The 14851-nt window shown below is 61.2% G+C and carries 14 protein-coding genes; 7 read left to right on the top strand and 7 right to left on the bottom strand.

Features of this window, described 5'->3' with window-relative positions:
- Window positions 1–8 precede the first annotated feature (8 nt).
- Both garD and J2W17_RS22710 read left to right on the top strand, forming a co-directional pair.
- The gene (gene garD, locus J2W17_RS22705) at window positions 9–1562 is read left to right on the top strand and encodes a galactarate dehydratase (RefSeq protein ID WP_307339686.1); all 1554 of its coding nucleotides are present in this window, start codon (window positions 9–11) and stop codon (window positions 1560–1562) included.
- A gap of 181 nt (window positions 1563–1743) precedes the next feature.
- A complete protein-coding gene (locus tag J2W17_RS22710; RefSeq protein ID WP_307339689.1) occupies window positions 1744–2685 on the top strand; it encodes an AEC family transporter in 942 nt (313 codons plus the stop codon).
- On the opposite strand, the gene J2W17_RS22715 is transcribed toward J2W17_RS22710, so the two are convergent.
- The 7 genes from J2W17_RS22715 to gatC form a co-directional block, all read right to left on the bottom strand.
- A complete protein-coding gene (locus J2W17_RS22715) occupies window positions 2682–4157 on the bottom strand; it encodes a PhoPQ-activated pathogenicity-related family protein (RefSeq protein ID WP_307339692.1) in 1476 nt (491 codons plus the stop codon). The two genes, J2W17_RS22710 and J2W17_RS22715, sit on opposite strands and share 4 nt — an antisense overlap.
- Before the next feature lie 249 nt (window positions 4158–4406).
- The gene (locus J2W17_RS22720; RefSeq protein ID WP_307339695.1) at window positions 4407–4787 is read right to left on the bottom strand and encodes a carboxymuconolactone decarboxylase family protein; all 381 of its coding nucleotides are present in this window, start codon (window positions 4785–4787) and stop codon (window positions 4407–4409) included.
- Entirely contained in the window at window positions 4784–5845 is a 1062-nt protein-coding gene (locus J2W17_RS22725) for a calcium/sodium antiporter (RefSeq protein ID WP_307339697.1), read from the bottom strand. Before J2W17_RS22725 ends, J2W17_RS22720 begins: the two co-directional genes overlap by 4 nt.
- Window positions 5846–5895: 50 nt before the next feature.
- Complete coding sequence (locus tag J2W17_RS22730) at window positions 5896–6267, bottom strand: septal ring lytic transglycosylase RlpA family protein (RefSeq protein ID WP_307339700.1); 372 nt, start codon at window positions 6265–6267, stop codon at window positions 5896–5898.
- 143 nt (window positions 6268–6410) lie between these two features.
- Window positions 6411–7856 (bottom strand): Asp-tRNA(Asn)/Glu-tRNA(Gln) amidotransferase subunit GatB, encoded by a 1446-nt coding sequence (gatB, locus tag J2W17_RS22735; protein WP_307339703.1) that lies wholly within the window; start codon window positions 7854–7856, stop codon window positions 6411–6413.
- 10 nt (window positions 7857–7866) lie between these two features.
- Window positions 7867–9318 carry an Asp-tRNA(Asn)/Glu-tRNA(Gln) amidotransferase subunit GatA gene (gatA, locus tag J2W17_RS22740; protein ID WP_307339705.1) on the bottom strand — a complete coding sequence of 484 codons (1452 nt, stop codon included), beginning with the start codon at window positions 9316–9318 and terminating at the stop codon, window positions 7867–7869.
- Window positions 9319–9334: 16 nt separating this feature from the next.
- Window positions 9335–9622 (bottom strand): Asp-tRNA(Asn)/Glu-tRNA(Gln) amidotransferase subunit GatC, encoded by a 288-nt coding sequence (gatC, locus tag J2W17_RS22745; RefSeq protein ID WP_045061473.1) that lies wholly within the window; start codon window positions 9620–9622, stop codon window positions 9335–9337.
- 211 nt (window positions 9623–9833) lie between these two features.
- Here gatC and mreB point away from each other — a divergent pair, with 211 nt between their 5' ends.
- From mreB to rng, 5 genes are all read left to right on the top strand, one after another.
- Window positions 9834–10871 (top strand): rod shape-determining protein MreB, encoded by a 1038-nt coding sequence (gene mreB, locus J2W17_RS22750; protein WP_002555108.1) that lies wholly within the window; start codon window positions 9834–9836, stop codon window positions 10869–10871.
- 137 nt (window positions 10872–11008) lie between these two features.
- A complete protein-coding gene (gene mreC / locus J2W17_RS22755) occupies window positions 11009–12151 on the top strand; it encodes a rod shape-determining protein MreC (protein ID WP_307339844.1) in 1143 nt (380 codons plus the stop codon).
- The gene (mreD, locus tag J2W17_RS22760) at window positions 12152–12643 is read left to right on the top strand and encodes a rod shape-determining protein MreD (RefSeq protein WP_064679735.1); all 492 of its coding nucleotides are present in this window, start codon (window positions 12152–12154) and stop codon (window positions 12641–12643) included. It abuts the gene before it with no gap.
- Between the two features lie 82 nt (window positions 12644–12725).
- Window positions 12726–13322 (top strand): Maf family protein, encoded by a 597-nt coding sequence (locus J2W17_RS22765; RefSeq protein ID WP_307339713.1) that lies wholly within the window; start codon window positions 12726–12728, stop codon window positions 13320–13322.
- Between the two features lie 57 nt (window positions 13323–13379).
- Window positions 13380–14837, top strand: a complete 1458-nt coding sequence (rng, locus tag J2W17_RS22770; protein WP_307339717.1) for a ribonuclease G — start codon at window positions 13380–13382, stop codon at window positions 14835–14837.
- The last annotated feature ends 14 nt before the right edge of the window (window positions 14838–14851 follow it).

Here is a 14851-nt window from a genome sequence, read left to right on the forward strand (position 1 = left end):
GCGGCGTCATGCAGTTGATTGAACATTCCGACTCGCCGCGCTACATCCGCCTGCACGAGCGGGACAACGTGGTCATCGTGGTCAATGATCAGGGGGTGCCAGCCGGCACCGAGTTTGCGGACGGCCTGGTCACCCTGGACTTCGTGCCGCAGAGCCACAAGGTCACCCTGGAAGATATTCCCGAGGGCGGGCAGGTGATTCGCTACGGCCAGACCATTGGCTACGCGTTACAAGCGATTCCACGCGGCAGCTGGGTCAAGGAGGATCAACTGCGCATGCCGACCGCGCCGCCGCTGGACAGCTTGCCGCTGTCCACCGAGGTGCCGGCGGCACAGGCGCCGCTGGAAGGCTTCACGTTCGAGGGGTATCGCAATGCCGATGGCACTGTCGGCACGCGTAACATTCTCGGCATCACCACCACCGTGCAGTGCGTCACCGGCGTGCTGGACCATGCGGTCAAGCGTATCAAGGACGAGTTGCTGCCCAAGTACCCGAACGTCGATGACGTGGTGGCGCTGACCCACAGCTACGGCTGCGGTGTGGCGATCACCGCGACGGACGCGTACATCCCGATCCGCACCGTGCGCAATCTGGCGCGCAACCCGAACCTGGGTGGCGAAGCCTTGGTCATCGGCCTGGGGTGCGAGAAATTGCAGGCCGGGCAGGTGATGCACGAGAACGACAGCTCGGTGGATTTGAGTGAGCCGTGGCTGTACCGCCTGCAGGATTCGAGTCACGGTTTCACCGAGATGATCGAGCAGATCATGCAATTGGCCGAGACCCGCTTGAAGAAGCTCGATCAACGTCGCCGGGAAACCGTGCCGGCGTCCGAGCTGATCCTTGGCATGCAATGCGGCGGCAGCGATGCTTTTTCCGGCATCACCGCCAACCCGGCATTGGGCTATGCCTCGGACCTGTTGCTGCGGGCTGGCGCGACGGTGATGTTTTCCGAAGTCACCGAAGTGCGTGACGCCATTTATCTGTTGACGTCCCGCGCCGAAACCGAGGAAGTGGCTCAGGAACTGGTGCGGGAGATGGATTGGTACGACCGTTACCTGGCCAAGGGTGAGGCGGATCGCAGTGCCAACACCACGCCGGGCAACAAGAAGGGCGGGTTGTCGAACATTGTCGAGAAGTCATTGGGCTCGATCGTCAAATCCGGCAGCAGTGCGATCAATGGCGTGCTTGGCCCTGGTGAGCGTTTCAAGCGCAAAGGGCTGATTTTCTGTGCGACGCCGGCCAGTGATTTTGTCTGCGGCACCTTGCAGCTGGCGGCGGGGATGAACCTGCATGTGTTCACCACCGGTCGCGGCACACCCTATGGTTTGGCGATGGCGCCGGTGGTGAAGGTCTCGACCCGGACCGAACTGGCGCAGCGCTGGCCGGACCTGATCGACATCGATGCCGGGCGGATTGCGACCGGGCGGGCGTCGATCGAGGATCTGGGGTGGGAGTTGTTCCACTACTATCTGGATGTGGCCAGCGGCAAGAAGCAGACGTGGGCGGAGCGGCACAAGCTGCATAACGACATTACCTTGTTCAACCCGGCGCCGATCACGTAAGACCGAGTCGACTGCTTCGCTGGCAAGCCAGCTCCTACAGGATTTGTGTCGAGCACAAAATAGGCGTACGACGCGGACCTGTAGGAGCTGGCTTGCCAGCGAAGGCGTTCTACCAGACGCCAACGTCCCAGGTGGCTTATCATTAGCCCCCTAACGACGCTCACCCAAGGTTACCCCCGGCATGCTGGCTATCTTCCTCGAAACCCTGAACATCACCGCGCCGGTGTTTGCCATGCTGTTTCTGGGGGTGCTGCTCAAGCGCATCGACTGGATCAACGACAACTTCATCCACACCGCATCGGCCCTGGTGTTCAATGTCACCATGCCGGCGCTGTTGTTTCTGGGCATCCTGCATGCCGACCTGCACGCCGCATTGCAACCGGCGCTGCTGATCTACTTCTCTATCGCCACCCTGGTCTGTTTCGCCATTGCCTGGGGCTGGGCGATCTGGAAGTGCCCGCGGGAAGACCGGGGGATCTATACCCAGGGCGCGTTTCGTGGCAACAACGGTGTCATCGGCCTGGCGCTGGCAGCGAGCATGTACGGTGACTACGGGATTTCCCTCGGGGCGATTCTCGCTGCACTGGTGATCCTGTTCTACAACACGCTTTCGACCATCGTGCTGGCGGTGTACAGCCCGGTGATCAAGTCCGACCCGTGGAGCATCTTCAAAAGCGTGATGATCAATCCACTGATCATCAGCGTGTTGGCGGCGGCCCCGTTCGCCTACTTCAACATCGGCTTGCCGGGATGGCTGGAGAAGTCCGGCCAGTACCTGGCGCAGACCACCTTGCCCCTGGCGCTGATCTGCATCGGCGGCACCCTGTCGCTGGCGGCAATGCGCAAAAGCGGCTCGATGGCGCTGAGTTCGAGCCTCGTAAAGATGATCGGCCTGCCGATCCTGGCGACGCTGGGTGCCTGGCTCTGGGGTTTTCGCGGGGCGGAGCTGGGAATCCTGTTCCTGTACTTCGGCAGCCCGACCGCCGCGGCCAGTTTTGTCATGGCCCGCCAGGCCAATGGCAATCATGAACTGGCGGCAGCGATCATCGTGATTACCACTTTGATGGCCGCGGTCACCACAAACATCGGGATCTTTTTGTTGCAGTGGGGTGGGTGGATCTAGTCGCTGAGCGTCTTGCAGCCTGGCTCGATGATCGGAGGTGCCGTATCCGGATAAACGTTGGGAGTCACCTGCACCGGTGTCGTGGCAACGAAACCGTCGGCAAAGGTGGCTTCGATAAAGGTCGCCTTCCATCCCCTGTCCGGCGTATCGATCAGCACCTGGGCGTCGAGCGGGGCTGAGGGAGTGACGTCGCTGGATTCGTAGCGAACCCCGCAGGGGTGTCGAAAGTCCCGGGCCAGCGGATTGATTGCAGTCCATTGAGTTACCTGCATCGGGGGTTCGGAAAACTTCAATCCCAGGATTTCCCTTGATCCCTGCAGAACCGAACGAGTTGTAATGACGGGTAAGGCACGGTCTTGCTGCCAGCGATTGATCACTGGAATGAGCGAGTTTTCGACGAATTGCCTGATCCCATAGTGGCTGGCGTTGGGCGTGACTCGCAAGGCTTTCGGACCGGGTAGCGGGTCGAAAAAGAAAGCCGTGTTGTCCGGCAGGAAAAAGTCGTCGCTGCTGGCATTGACAATGTATTTGGGAATCGCCAGGCGAGGAGCATAGGCCGAATTCAGGTAGCTCAGCGGGTCTTCGATTTTTAGCAGCCGGGCAAAATTTTCAGTCTTGATCTGCCGGGTGATGCCTTCATGGTGATAGTCAAAAAACGCCAGGGGCCAGTTTCGACCATAGGCTTGCCAGGTATGGTCGAGGACCTTGTCCATGCCCAGGATGTCGATGGCGAAGGGCACGATCGCATGCACGCGCTCATCGGTAATGGCTGCCAGCCAGGCGGTCCACCCGCGTTTCGAGGCGCCGCTGATGATAAACTGGTTGATCCCCCAGGGCTGCAATTGCTGCTGTGCCAGGTCCATGGCTTTGACCAGCGACATCACCATCGGCAAGCGCACTGACATGAACGGATGGCGCTGTGGATCATCGAGAAACAGCTTCCAGCTGTGGGCGACGCTGGCGTCCTCCTTGCGTGGAACGCCATCATCGGCATACGTCAGGTATTGATTGGGGATATTGCTGACAGAGATCACGATGGTGCGGGTTTGGAGGGCTACTTCGAGGGCCATCGCTTGGGTGAAATCGGTAGGGCCGCTTGGCTCCCTGCCCCCGCCCGGCGTCAGGGTACCGTTATTGGCCACCAGCAAGGCCCGGCCATGCAGCGCGTTGTCCGGGATATAAATGTCGACGTCATGCTGCCAGCGTTCAGGGCTGACCAGGCCTTCTGGCGACCACTGCCCGGACACCAGATCGAAGCTGCGTTTTTTCACGCCAGGAAATGTTTGCGTGCCTGTGGCGGTGTAGACCAATGGCTTGGCGGATTCGGCTTTTTTGTAGCAGGGTAGGACTTCACTGAAATCCCGATGGCTGGCTTCGAAACAAGCCTGGGCCGAGGCGTGTGCCGGGCTGCTGAAGAGCAGGCTCGACAGTGCCAGGCTGGAAAGGCTCGCCAGAACCCGGGATCGCATCATGAGAACGTCCTTGTGATGAAGCGAAGGTGCAAGGAGCGAGTACAGACCCCTTCGGCGACCATCACTTATTGTGATTGTGTGTCGCTCATTTTGTCGTAAGGGGGCTGTCGTGCAACGGGCGGCGGGACGTCAATTATTATCGAAGTGTGTAGTTGAACCGGGGAGAGTCGCTGTCAGCGAGTGCTGCCGGGGTGGCGGTCGGCGGCTCCCCGGCAGCGCCTGTATTGAGTCGGGATTTGTCAGGCGGTGTCATTGCGCCTGCTGATAGCTATCGATCACTTCCTGCGCCGCCCGAAACGCGTCGATCGCCGCCGGCACACCGGCATACACCGCGCAATGCAGCAGCGCCTCGCGAATCTCCTCCACGGTGCAACCGTTGTTCAGCGCACCGCGCACATGGCCTTTCAATTCCTGCGGACACTTCAACGCCGTCAGCGCGGCGAGGGTGATCAGGCTGCGGGTTTTCAGTGGCAGGCCTTCGCGGTTCCAGACGCTGCCCCAGGCGTGTTCGTTGACGAAATCCTGCAGGGGCTGGGTGAACTCGGTGGCATTGCCCAGCGCACGGTCGACGAAAGCGTCGCCCATCACTTGGCGGCGGACTTCAACCCCAGGCTTTTTATTATCGGTCATGGCAATTCCCTCTTGTGGTGTTGGCGACGCCAGGCGCGCAGGGACGTGAACAGCAAATACGCCACCAGTGCCGGCAGGACAAAAAACAGCATCAGGTGTTCCAGCTTGCCAGCCAGCGGCATACCGGTGGTGAATGACACCACATGCAGGCCGTACGCCAGGTACAGCCCCAGAAACAGCAGGCCTTCGGCCCGGGTCATCCGGTAGCCGGAATAGAACACCGGCAGGCACAGTGCTGCGACGCCGAGCATGACTGGCAAATCGAATTCCAGGGCGTTGGGCGACACCGACAGCGGTGACGGCGCGATCAGCGCGGTAAAACCGAGTACGCCCAGAAGATTGAACAGGTTGCTGCCGACCACGTTGCCCACGGCGATCTCCCGTTCTCCGCGCAACGCCGCGATCAGCGAGGTGGCGAGTTCCGGCAGGGAGGTGCTGACGGCAACGATGGTCAGGCCAATGATCCGCTCGGAAAGTCCCAGGTCGGTGGCGACCGACACCGCGGCGCCCAACAACAGGTGCCCGGCGTAGACCAGCATCGCCAGCCCGACGGCGATCATCAGCAGGCTGCTGAGCCACGGCGCTTGCACCCCATCCTGGGCAGTCGATTGCGGACGGGCCGAATGCCGCGACTGGCGCAGCAGCAAGCCTAGATACAACACCAGCGCTGCCAGCAGCAGTACGCCGTCAATCCGGGTGAGTTCTTCATTCCACGCCAATATGAACACCAGCAGGCTGGCGCCGATCATCAGCGCAATGTCCAGGTGCACCAGTTGCCGCGACACCCGCAGCGGGATGATCAGCGCCGAGAGCCCGAGGGTGACGAGGATGTTGAAGATGCTGCTGCCGATCACGCTGCCGACGGCGATGTCGGCGTTTTGCGCCAGGGTCGCCTGCAGGCTGACCGCCATCTGCGGCGCGCTGCTGCCGAGGGCGACGATGGTCAGGCCGATAATCAGTGGGCGAACATGCAGCCGCGCCGCCAGGCGCACGGCGGCGCGCACCATCAGTTCGGCGCCGGCGATCAGTAACAACAGGCCGCTGAGCAATTCAATCACGCTGAGCAGGGGTAAATCGGCAAGTCCGAAGATGGTCGAGGCTCCGTCGGTCAGTCGAGGGCTTGCACGCGAACCCGTGCGGTGCCGCTTCTGAGCATGCCCAGGCGTTCGGCAGCCTCGTGTGAAACATCGATCAGACGCCCACGGGTATGTGGCCCGCGATCGTTGATGCGCACTACACAGGATTTGTCGTTGTTCAGATTGGTGACCTTCACCCGTGTACCAAAGGGTAGCTGACGGTGGGCGGCGGTCAGGGCATTTTTGTTGAAGCGCTCGCCACTGGCGGTGCGTTTGCCTTGGTGTCTCGCGCCGTACCAGGAGGCGGTGCCGGTCTTGTCGTAGCCGTGTGGATCGATGATGTCGTTGCTGGAACAACCGGCCAGCAGGGAGAGCAGGGCGCAGGCACTGAGCAGACGTTTCATTCAAAGGTATCCACATACAAATGTGGGAGCGAGCCTGCTCGCGATGGTGTGTCAGCTACAAACATGTCGACTGATACTCCATCGCGAGCAAGCTTGCTCCTACAGGGGGGTGGAGCCAGGCTTGGGATCTGGCTCCATGCTCATCAGCCTTCGAGCTTGCTTTTCAGCAGTTCGTTGACCTGTTGCGGGTTGGCTTTGCCTTTGGACGCTTTCATCGCCTGGCCGACGAAGAAGCCGAACATCTTGCCGCGTTTGGCTTCGTCTGCCGCGCGGTATTGCTCGACCTGTTCGGCATTGGCCGCGAGCATCTCGTCCAGAACTGCAGAGATGGCGCCGCTGTCGGTCACTTGCTTGAGGCCGCGCTTGTCGATGATCTCGTCCGCGCTGCCTTCGCCGTTGGCCATGGCTTCGAACACCACCTTGGCGATCTTGCCGGAGATGGTATTGTCCTTGATGCGCAGCAGCATGCCGCCCAGTTGCTCGGCCGAGACCGGCGACTGGTCGATGTCCAGGCCCTGCTTGTTCAACAGGCTGCCCAGCTCGACCATCACCCAGTTGGCCGCCAGCTTGGCGTCGCCGCCTATGCTCGCGACTTTCTCGAAGTAATCGGCTTGCTCGCGGCTGGTGGCCAGGACGCTGGCGTCGTAGACCGACAGGCCGAACTGCGCCTGGAAGCGCTCGCGTTTCTGCGGTGGCAATTCCGGCAGGGTGGCGCGCACCTCGTCGAGGAACGAGTTCTCGATGACCACTGGCAGCAGGTCCGGATCGGGGAAGTAACGGTAATCGTTGGCTTCCTCTTTGCTGCGCATCGGACGGGTTTCGTCCTTGTTCGGATCGTACAGGCGGGTCTGCTGGATCACCCTGCCGCCGTCCTCGATCAGCTCGATCTGGCGCTGCACTTCGGTGTTGATCGCCTTCTCGATGAAGCGGAACGAGTTGACGTTCTTGATCTCACAGCGCGTACCGAACTCAACCTGGCCTTTCGGACGGATCGACACGTTGCAGTCGCAACGCAGCGAGCCTTCGGCCATGTTGCCGTCGCAGATGCCCAGGTAACGCACCAGCGCGTGGACAGCCTTGACGTAAGCCACGGCTTCCTTGGCGCTGCGCATGTCCGGCTCGGAAACGATTTCCAGCAGCGGCGTGCCGGCGCGGTTCAGGTCGATACCCGTGGCACCGGTGAACTCTTCGTGCAGGCTCTTGCCGGCGTCTTCTTCCAGGTGCGCGCGGGTGATGCCGACACGTTTGACTGTGCCGTCTTCCAGGGCGATGTCCAGGTGGCCCTTGCCAACGATCGGCAACTCCATCTGGCTGATCTGGTAGCCCTTGGGCAAGTCCGGGTAGAAGTAGTTCTTGCGGGCGAACACGTTGTGCTGGCCGATCTCGGCGTCGATCGCCAGACCGAACATCACCGCCATGCGCACCGCTTCCTGGTTCAGCACCGGCAGTACGCCGGGCATGCCCAGGTCGACCAGGCTGGCCTGGGTGTTCGGCTCGGAACCGAAGGTGGTGGAACTACCGGAAAAGATTTTCGACCGGGTGGTGAGCTGGGTATGAATCTCCAGCCCGATCACGACTTCCCATTGCATGTGTTTCTCCTCAGAAGCCGGTTGGGGTACGGGTGTGCCAGTCAGTGTTCAACTGATACTGATGGGCAACGTTCAACAGGCGACCTTCCTGGAAATACGGGGCGAGCAGCTGCACGCCGACCGGCAGCCCGTCGACGAAACCTGCGGGCATGGACAAGCCCGGCAGGCCGGCGAGGTTGGCGGTGATGGTGTAGACGTCTTCCAGGTACGCAGCGACCGGGTCGCTGTTCTTGGCGCCGAGCTTCCAGGCCGGGTTCGGCGTGGTCGGGCCGAGGATGATGTCGACCTCGTTGAAGGCGGCCATGAAGTCGTTCTTGATCAGGCGACGGATTTTCTGCGCCTTCAGGTAGTAGGCGTCGTAGTAACCGGCCGACAGCGCGTAGGCGCCGACCATGATCCGGCGCTGCACTTCCGGGCCGAAACCTTCGCCACGGGAACGCTTGTACAGGTCGATCAGGTTCTTCGGGTCTTCGCAACGGTAGCCGAATCGCACGCCGTCGAAGCGCGACAGGTTGGAAGAGGCTTCCGCCGGGGCGATCACGTAGTACGCAGGGATCGCGTGCTGCATGTTCGGCAGGCTGATTTCCTTGACCACGGCACCGAGCTTTTCCAGCGCCTTGACGCTGTTGTGGATCAGGTCGGCAATGCGCGGATCGAGGCCGGCACCGAAGTATTCCTTCGGCACGCCGATGCGCAGGCCTTGCAGCGAACCGTTGAGGCTGGCGCTGTAATCAGGCACGGGTTCGTCGATGCTGGTGGAGTCCTGCGGGTCGAAACCGGCCATGCCTTGCAGCAGGATCGCGCAGTCTTCGGCGGTGCGAGCCAGCGGGCCGCCCTGATCGAGGCTGGAGGCGTAAGCGATCATGCCCCAGCGCGAAACGCGACCGTACGTCGGTTTCAGGCCGGTGAGGTTGGTCAGTGCGGCAGGCTGGCGAATCGAACCGCCGGTGTCGGTGCCTGTCGCCGCCGGCAACAGACGCGCGGCAACCGCCGCCGCCGAACCGCCGGATGAACCGCCTGGCACGTGTTCCAGGTTCCACGGGTTTTTCACCGCGCCGTAGTAGCTCGACTCGTTGGCCGACCCCATGGCGAATTCGTCCATGTTGGTCTTGCCCAGGGTCACCGCGCCGGCAGCCGCCAGCTTGGCCACTACGGTGGCGTCGTACGGTGCCTTGAAATTGTCGAGCATCTTCGAGCCGCAGCTGGTGCGGATGCCCTGGGTGCAGAACAGGTCTTTATGGGCGATCGGCGCGCCAAGCAGGGCACCGTTCTCGCCATTGGCCCGGCGGGCGTCAGCGGCTTTGGCCTGCTGCAGCGCCAGGTCTTCGGTGAGGCTGATGAAGCTGTTGAGCTGCGGATCGAGCTGGGTGATGCGCGCCAGCAGGGCCTTGGTCAGCTCTTCGGAAGAAAACTTTTTGTCGGCGAGACCGCGGGCGATCTCGGCCAGAGTCAATTGATGCATTGCAGGCTCTTTCCCTTTAGTCGATGACTTTCGGAACCAGGTACAGGCCGTTTTCGACCGCTGGTGCGATGGACTGGTAGGCCTCGCGATGATCGGTCTCGGTCACGACGTCTGCGCGCAGGCGCTGGCTGGCTTCCAGTGGATGGGCGAGCGGCTCGATACCGTCGGTATTGACCGCCTGCATTTCGTCGACCAGCCCGAGAATGCTGTTCAGGGCCGAAGTGATGTGTGGAAGATCGGCATCATTGAGGCCAAGGCAGGCCAGATGAGCGATTTTTTCCACGTCGGAGCGTTCAAGCGCCATGGGAATCTCCAGTGGAAAACAGAACGGACGGCGTCCGTGTGTTAGATTGGTCGGAACACTACCGCATTTCTACGGTCATATGGCCGCGATTGTGGGGCTTGGTGCACGGAAAAGCGGCCAATTTAACATATTGGCGCCTTGCCCAAAATCCCTGTCGTTGTTAGAGTTTGCCGCACTTTTTTACCCACGCGTTGCCTAGGGTCCTTTCCCCATGTTCAAGAAACTGCGTGGCATGTTTTCCAGCGATCTCTCTATTGACCTGGGCACTGCCAACACCCTTATTTACGTGCGCGAGCGCGGAATCGTTCTGAATGAGCCATCGGTTGTGGCCATTCGGACACACGGTAACCAGAAAAGTGTCGTTGCCGTTGGCACCGAGGCCAAGCGCATGCTGGGCCGTACGCCAGGCAATATTGCTGCCATTCGTCCGATGAAAGACGGCGTGATCGCTGACTTCAGTGTCTGTGAAAAAATGCTGCAATATTTTATCAACAAAGTTCACGAAAACAGTTTTTTGCAGCCCAGCCCTCGTGTATTGATCTGCGTTCCGTGCAAATCCACCCAGGTTGAGCGTCGTGCCATCCGTGAATCGGCCCTCGGTGCCGGTGCCCGTGAAGTCTTCCTGATCGAAGAGCCGATGGCGGCCGCGATCGGTGCCGGTCTGCCGGTTGAAGAAGCTCGCGGCTCGATGGTTGTCGATATCGGTGGCGGTACCACTGAAATCGCCCTGATCTCCCTGAATGGTGTGGTTTATGCCGAATCCGTACGGGTTGGCGGCGACCGCTTCGACGAAGCGATCATTACCTACGTGCGTCGCAATTACGGCAGCCTGATCGGCGAGTCCACCGCCGAGCGCATCAAGCAGGAAATCGGTACCGCCTACCCGGGCGGCGAAGTTCGCGAAGTCGACGTTCGCGGCCGTAACCTGGCCGAAGGCGTTCCACGGGCATTCACCCTGAACTCCAATGAAGTGCTCGAAGCGCTGCAAGAGTCCCTGGCCACCATCGTTCAGGCGGTAAAAAGTGCGCTGGAGCAATCGCCGCCGGAACTGGCTTCCGATATCGCCGAACGTGGCCTGGTGCTGACCGGTGGTGGCGCCTTGCTGCGCGACCTCGACAAGTTGCTGGCCCAGGAAACCGGTCTGCCGGTGATCGTTGCCGAAGACCCGCTGACCTGCGTCGCCCGCGGCGGTGGCCGTGCCCTGGAAATGATGGATAAACACACCATGGACCTGCTTTCCAGCGAGTGATATCGCCGGTTGCATCTATGCTGTTGGCGCACAGGCAGCACTTTGCAGTGCTGCCTGTTGCGTTTATCTTCTGTCAGTCTGCATCCAGGCCGGTCTGCCTATGAATAACGAGAACATTTGCCTGGGAGGAGCGGCTTATTAAACCGCTTTTCACCAAAGGGCCTTCGCTGGGCGTGCGCTTGTTGGTGCTGGTCGTGCTATCGGTCGCGCTGATGGTGTTCGATGCCCGCTTCACACTGCTCAAGCCGGTGCGTAGCCAGATGTCGCTGGTGCTGATGCAGTCTTACTGGATCACCGACCTGCCGCAGCGGCTATGGCAAGGCGTGGCCAGCCAGTTTGGCAGCCGTACCGAACTCGTCGCGGAAAACGAAAAGCTCAAGACCGAAAACCTGCTGTTGCAGGGCCGCATGCAAAAGCTTGCCGCCTTGACCGAGCAGAACGTGCGGCTGCGCGAGCTGCTCAACTCCTCCGCACTGGTCAACGAGAAGGTCGAAGTGGCCGAGCTGATCGGCATGGACCCCAACCCCTTCACCCACCGCATCATCATCAACAAGGGTGAGCGCGACGGTGTGGTGCTCGGTCAGCCGGTGCTCGACGCCCGCGGCCTGATGGGCCAGGTGGTCGAATTGATGCCCTACACCTCCCGGGTGCTGCTGCTGACCGACACCACCCACAGCATCCCGGTGCAGGTGAACCGTAACGGCCTGCGAGCGATCGCCAGCGGCACCGGCAACCCGGAGCGCCTGGAACTGCGTCACGTGGCGGACACGGCCGACATCAAGGAAGGCGACCTGCTGGTCAGCTCCGGTCTCGGTCAGCGATTCCCGGCGGGTTACCCGGTGGCCACGGTCAGGGAAGTGATCCACGATTCAGGCCAGCCGTTCGCCATTGTTCGCGCCGTACCGACTGCCGCGTTGAACCGCAGCCGTTATCTGTTGCTGGTGTTCAGTGACAGCCGCACCGCCGAAGAGCGCGCCAACGATGCGGCACAGGCCCAGGAAGCGCTGGATCAGCACGGCGGTGGACCGATCATTCCGGCGACCGTGCCCCGATCTGCCGCCGTCATCCCGGCGGCCGTTGCTGCTCCAGTCGCTCCAGTCGCTCCAGCCGCTTCGGTCGCTCCGGTGACCGCGCCGGCCACCCCGGCCAAGCCAGCCGTAGCCAAACCTGCCGCCACCAAGCCGCCCGCCGCCAAACCACCGACGGCTCAACCCGCTGCCGTGAGGCCTGCCGCCAAACCGCCTGTCTCCGCGCCGGCCACCCCTGGGGGAAGAGAATAAATGGTCGGTATTACCGCCTCCCGAAACGGCTGGATAGTCTGGCTGACGTTTGCCATCGGCCTGCTGCTCAGCGTTTCGCCGTTGCCGCAATTCATGGAAATCCTGCGCCCCCTCTGGCTCGCCTTGCTGCTGGCGTTCTGGGCGTTGGCATTGCCGCAGAAAGTCGGCATGGTGACCGCGTGGTGCCTGGGCCTTGCCGAAGACGTGCTCTATGGCACGCTGCTGGGCCAGAACGCGTTGATCCTGACGCTCATCACGTACCTGGTGCTGGCGCTGCAACAACGCCTGCGGATGTTCCCGATGTGGCAGCAGAGCCTGGTGATCCTGGTGATCTTCGGCCTCGCCCAGCTGGTTCAGCTATGGCTCAGCGCCCTGACCGGCAATCGTCAGCCAACGCTGGCGCTGGTCTTGCCGGCACTGGTCAGTGCGTTGCTCTGGCCTTGGGTCAGCTACGGTTTGCGCGGATTGCGTCGACGTTACAGAATCAATTGATTCGGTCAGGCATTGGCCCGTACCGGTGCCCTGCCAAGGAACAGTATGTGTGCGGCAGGGCGCTAAACAGGGAGATGTCTTGATGAAACAGCTGTACCTCGCCTCAGGTTCGCCGCGTCGGCGTGAATTGCTCACGCAGATCGGCGTGCCGTTCTCCGTCATCAGTGCGGACATCGATGAAACCCCTTTGAATCTTGAATCGCCATCGGCCTATGTCGAACGCCTCGCGCGTGGCAAGGCCGAAGCCGGGCGCCGGCTGGCGGTGTCCGAGGCGGATTTCTGCGTGCTGGGCGCCGATACCGCGGTGGTGCTCGACGGGAAAATTCTCGGCAAACCAGTGGACGAAGCCGACGCGTGCGCCATGCTTAAGATGTTGGCTGGCCGGGAGCATGAAGTGCTGACCGCCATTGCCGTGCTTGACGGTGAGCGTTGCGAGTCACGGGTTGTGCGCAGTCTGGTGTGTTTTCGCCCCATCGACCGCGAGGAAGCGGTGGCCTACTGGGCCAGCGGCGAACCGCGGGACAAGGCGGGCGGTTACGGCATTCAAGGGTTGGGCGCGGTGTTTGTCGCCCGACTGAATGGAAGCTATTCGGCGGTAGTCGGACTGCCGCTGTGCGAAACCTCGGAGCTGCTCGGCCATTTCGGCATACCCTGTTGGCAAACCCTTAACGCGCGCTGAGCGTCGTACTGACAAGATGCGGCCATTATCGTGAATATGCCTGAACGAGACCCTGCCATGAGTGAAGAGATCCTGATCAACATCACGCCGATGGAATCGCGCGTGGCGGTGGTTGAAAACGGTGTCCTGCAAGAGGTTCACGTCGAACGCACGCAGAAACGCGGCATCGTCGGCAACATTTACAAAGGTAAGGTCGTGCGGGTTTTGCCCGGCATGCAGGCGGCTTTCGTCGACATCGGCCTGGACCGCGCCGCGTTCATTCACGCTTCGGAAATTTCCCTGCGCGAAGGCCCGACGATCGAAAGCATCAGCGCGCTGGTCCATGAAGGCCAGAGCCTGGTGGTGCAAGTCACCAAGGATCCGATCGGCTCCAAAGGCGCACGCCTGACGACCCAGCTATCGATTCCATCGCGCTATCTGGTGTACATGCCGCGCACTGCCCACGTTGGCATTTCGCTGAAGATCGAAGACGAAGCCGAGCGCGATCGTCTCAAGCAGGTGGTCACCGATTGTGTCGCCGCGGAGGGCATCAAGGAAGCCGGTGGATTTATCCTGCGCACCGCCGCCGAGGGTGCCGGCGCCGATGAAATCCTCATGGACATCCGCTACCTGCGCAGGCTCTGGGACCAGATCAACGACCAGATCAAGACCATTAGCGCGCCGAGTGTGATTTACGAAGACCTCGGCCTGGCGTTGCGCACCTTGCGTGACCTGGTCAGCCCGAAGATCGAGAAGATCCGCATCGATTCCCGCGAGACCTTCCAGAAAACCACGCAATTTGTCGCCGAGCTGATGCCGGAAATTGCCGATCGCCTGGAGCATTACCCCGGCGAACGGCCGATCTTCGACCTGTACGGCGTCGAAGATGAAATCCAGAAGGCCCTTGAGCGTAAAGTGCCGCTGAAGTCCGGCGGCTACCTGGTGGTGGATCCGGCGGAAGCCATGAGCACCATTGACGTCAATACCGGGGCCTTCGTCGGTCATCGCAACCTCGAAGAAACCATCTTCAAGACCAACCTCGAAGCCGCCACCGCTATTGCCCGTCAGCTGCGCCTGCGCAATCTGGGCGGGATCATCATCATCGACTTCATCGACATGGAAGACGAAGAGCACCAGCGTCAGGTGCTGCGCACCCTGGAGAAACAGCTGGAGCGCGATCACGCCAAGACCAACATCATCGGTATCACCGAGCTGGGCCTGGTGCAGATGACCCGCAAGCGCACCCGCGAAAGCCTGGAACAGGTGCTGTGCGAACCCTGCAGCAGCTGCCAGGGACGCGGCAAGCTGAAGACGCCGGAAACCGTTTGCTACGAAATTTTCCGCGAAATTCTCCGCGAGGCGCGCGCCTATCAGGCCGAAGGCTATCGTGTATTGGCGAACCAGAAAGTCGTCGACCGTTTGCTCGATGAGGAGTCGGGCAATGTTGCCGAACTGGAAGGTTTTATCGGACGCACCATTCGGTTCCAGGTGGAAACCATGTATTCCCAGGAACAATACGACGTGGTGCTGCTCTGAATCGCTGTGTTTCA

This window comes from Pseudomonas lini, from assembly GCF_030812475.1.
In the GTDB taxonomy this organism is placed as follows: domain Bacteria; phylum Pseudomonadota; class Gammaproteobacteria; order Pseudomonadales; family Pseudomonadaceae; genus Aquipseudomonas; species Aquipseudomonas lini_A.

What these genes read in the sequence shown, in the direction of transcription:
- garD (WP_307339686.1), top strand. Translation starts at nt 9, where the DNA reads ATGCAGTTGATTGAACATTCCGACTCGCCGCGCTACATCCGCCTGCAC.
- gatA (WP_307339705.1), bottom strand. Translation starts at nt 9,318, where the DNA reads ATGCATCAATTGACTCTGGCCGAGATCGCCCGCGGTCTCGCCGACAAA.
- rng (WP_307339717.1), top strand. Translation starts at nt 13,380, where the DNA reads ATGAGTGAAGAGATCCTGATCAACATCACGCCGATGGAATCGCGCGTG.
- J2W17_RS22765 (WP_307339713.1), top strand. Translation starts at nt 12,726, where the DNA reads ATGAAACAGCTGTACCTCGCCTCAGGTTCGCCGCGTCGGCGTGAATTG.
- gatB (WP_307339703.1), bottom strand. Translation starts at nt 7,856, where the DNA reads ATGCAATGGGAAGTCGTGATCGGGCTGGAGATTCATACCCAGCTCACC.
- mreD (WP_064679735.1), top strand. Translation starts at nt 12,152, where the DNA reads ATGGTCGGTATTACCGCCTCCCGAAACGGCTGGATAGTCTGGCTGACG.
- J2W17_RS22730 (WP_307339700.1), bottom strand. Translation starts at nt 6,267, where the DNA reads ATGAAACGTCTGCTCAGTGCCTGCGCCCTGCTCTCCCTGCTGGCCGGT.
- J2W17_RS22710 (WP_307339689.1), top strand. Translation starts at nt 1,744, where the DNA reads ATGCTGGCTATCTTCCTCGAAACCCTGAACATCACCGCGCCGGTGTTT.
- gatC (WP_045061473.1), bottom strand. Translation starts at nt 9,622, where the DNA reads ATGGCGCTTGAACGCTCCGACGTGGAAAAAATCGCTCATCTGGCCTGC.
- mreB (WP_002555108.1), top strand. Translation starts at nt 9,834, where the DNA reads ATGTTCAAGAAACTGCGTGGCATGTTTTCCAGCGATCTCTCTATTGAC.
- J2W17_RS22715 (WP_307339692.1), bottom strand. Translation starts at nt 4,157, where the DNA reads ATGATGCGATCCCGGGTTCTGGCGAGCCTTTCCAGCCTGGCACTGTCG.
- J2W17_RS22720 (WP_307339695.1), bottom strand. Translation starts at nt 4,787, where the DNA reads ATGACCGATAATAAAAAGCCTGGGGTTGAAGTCCGCCGCCAAGTGATG.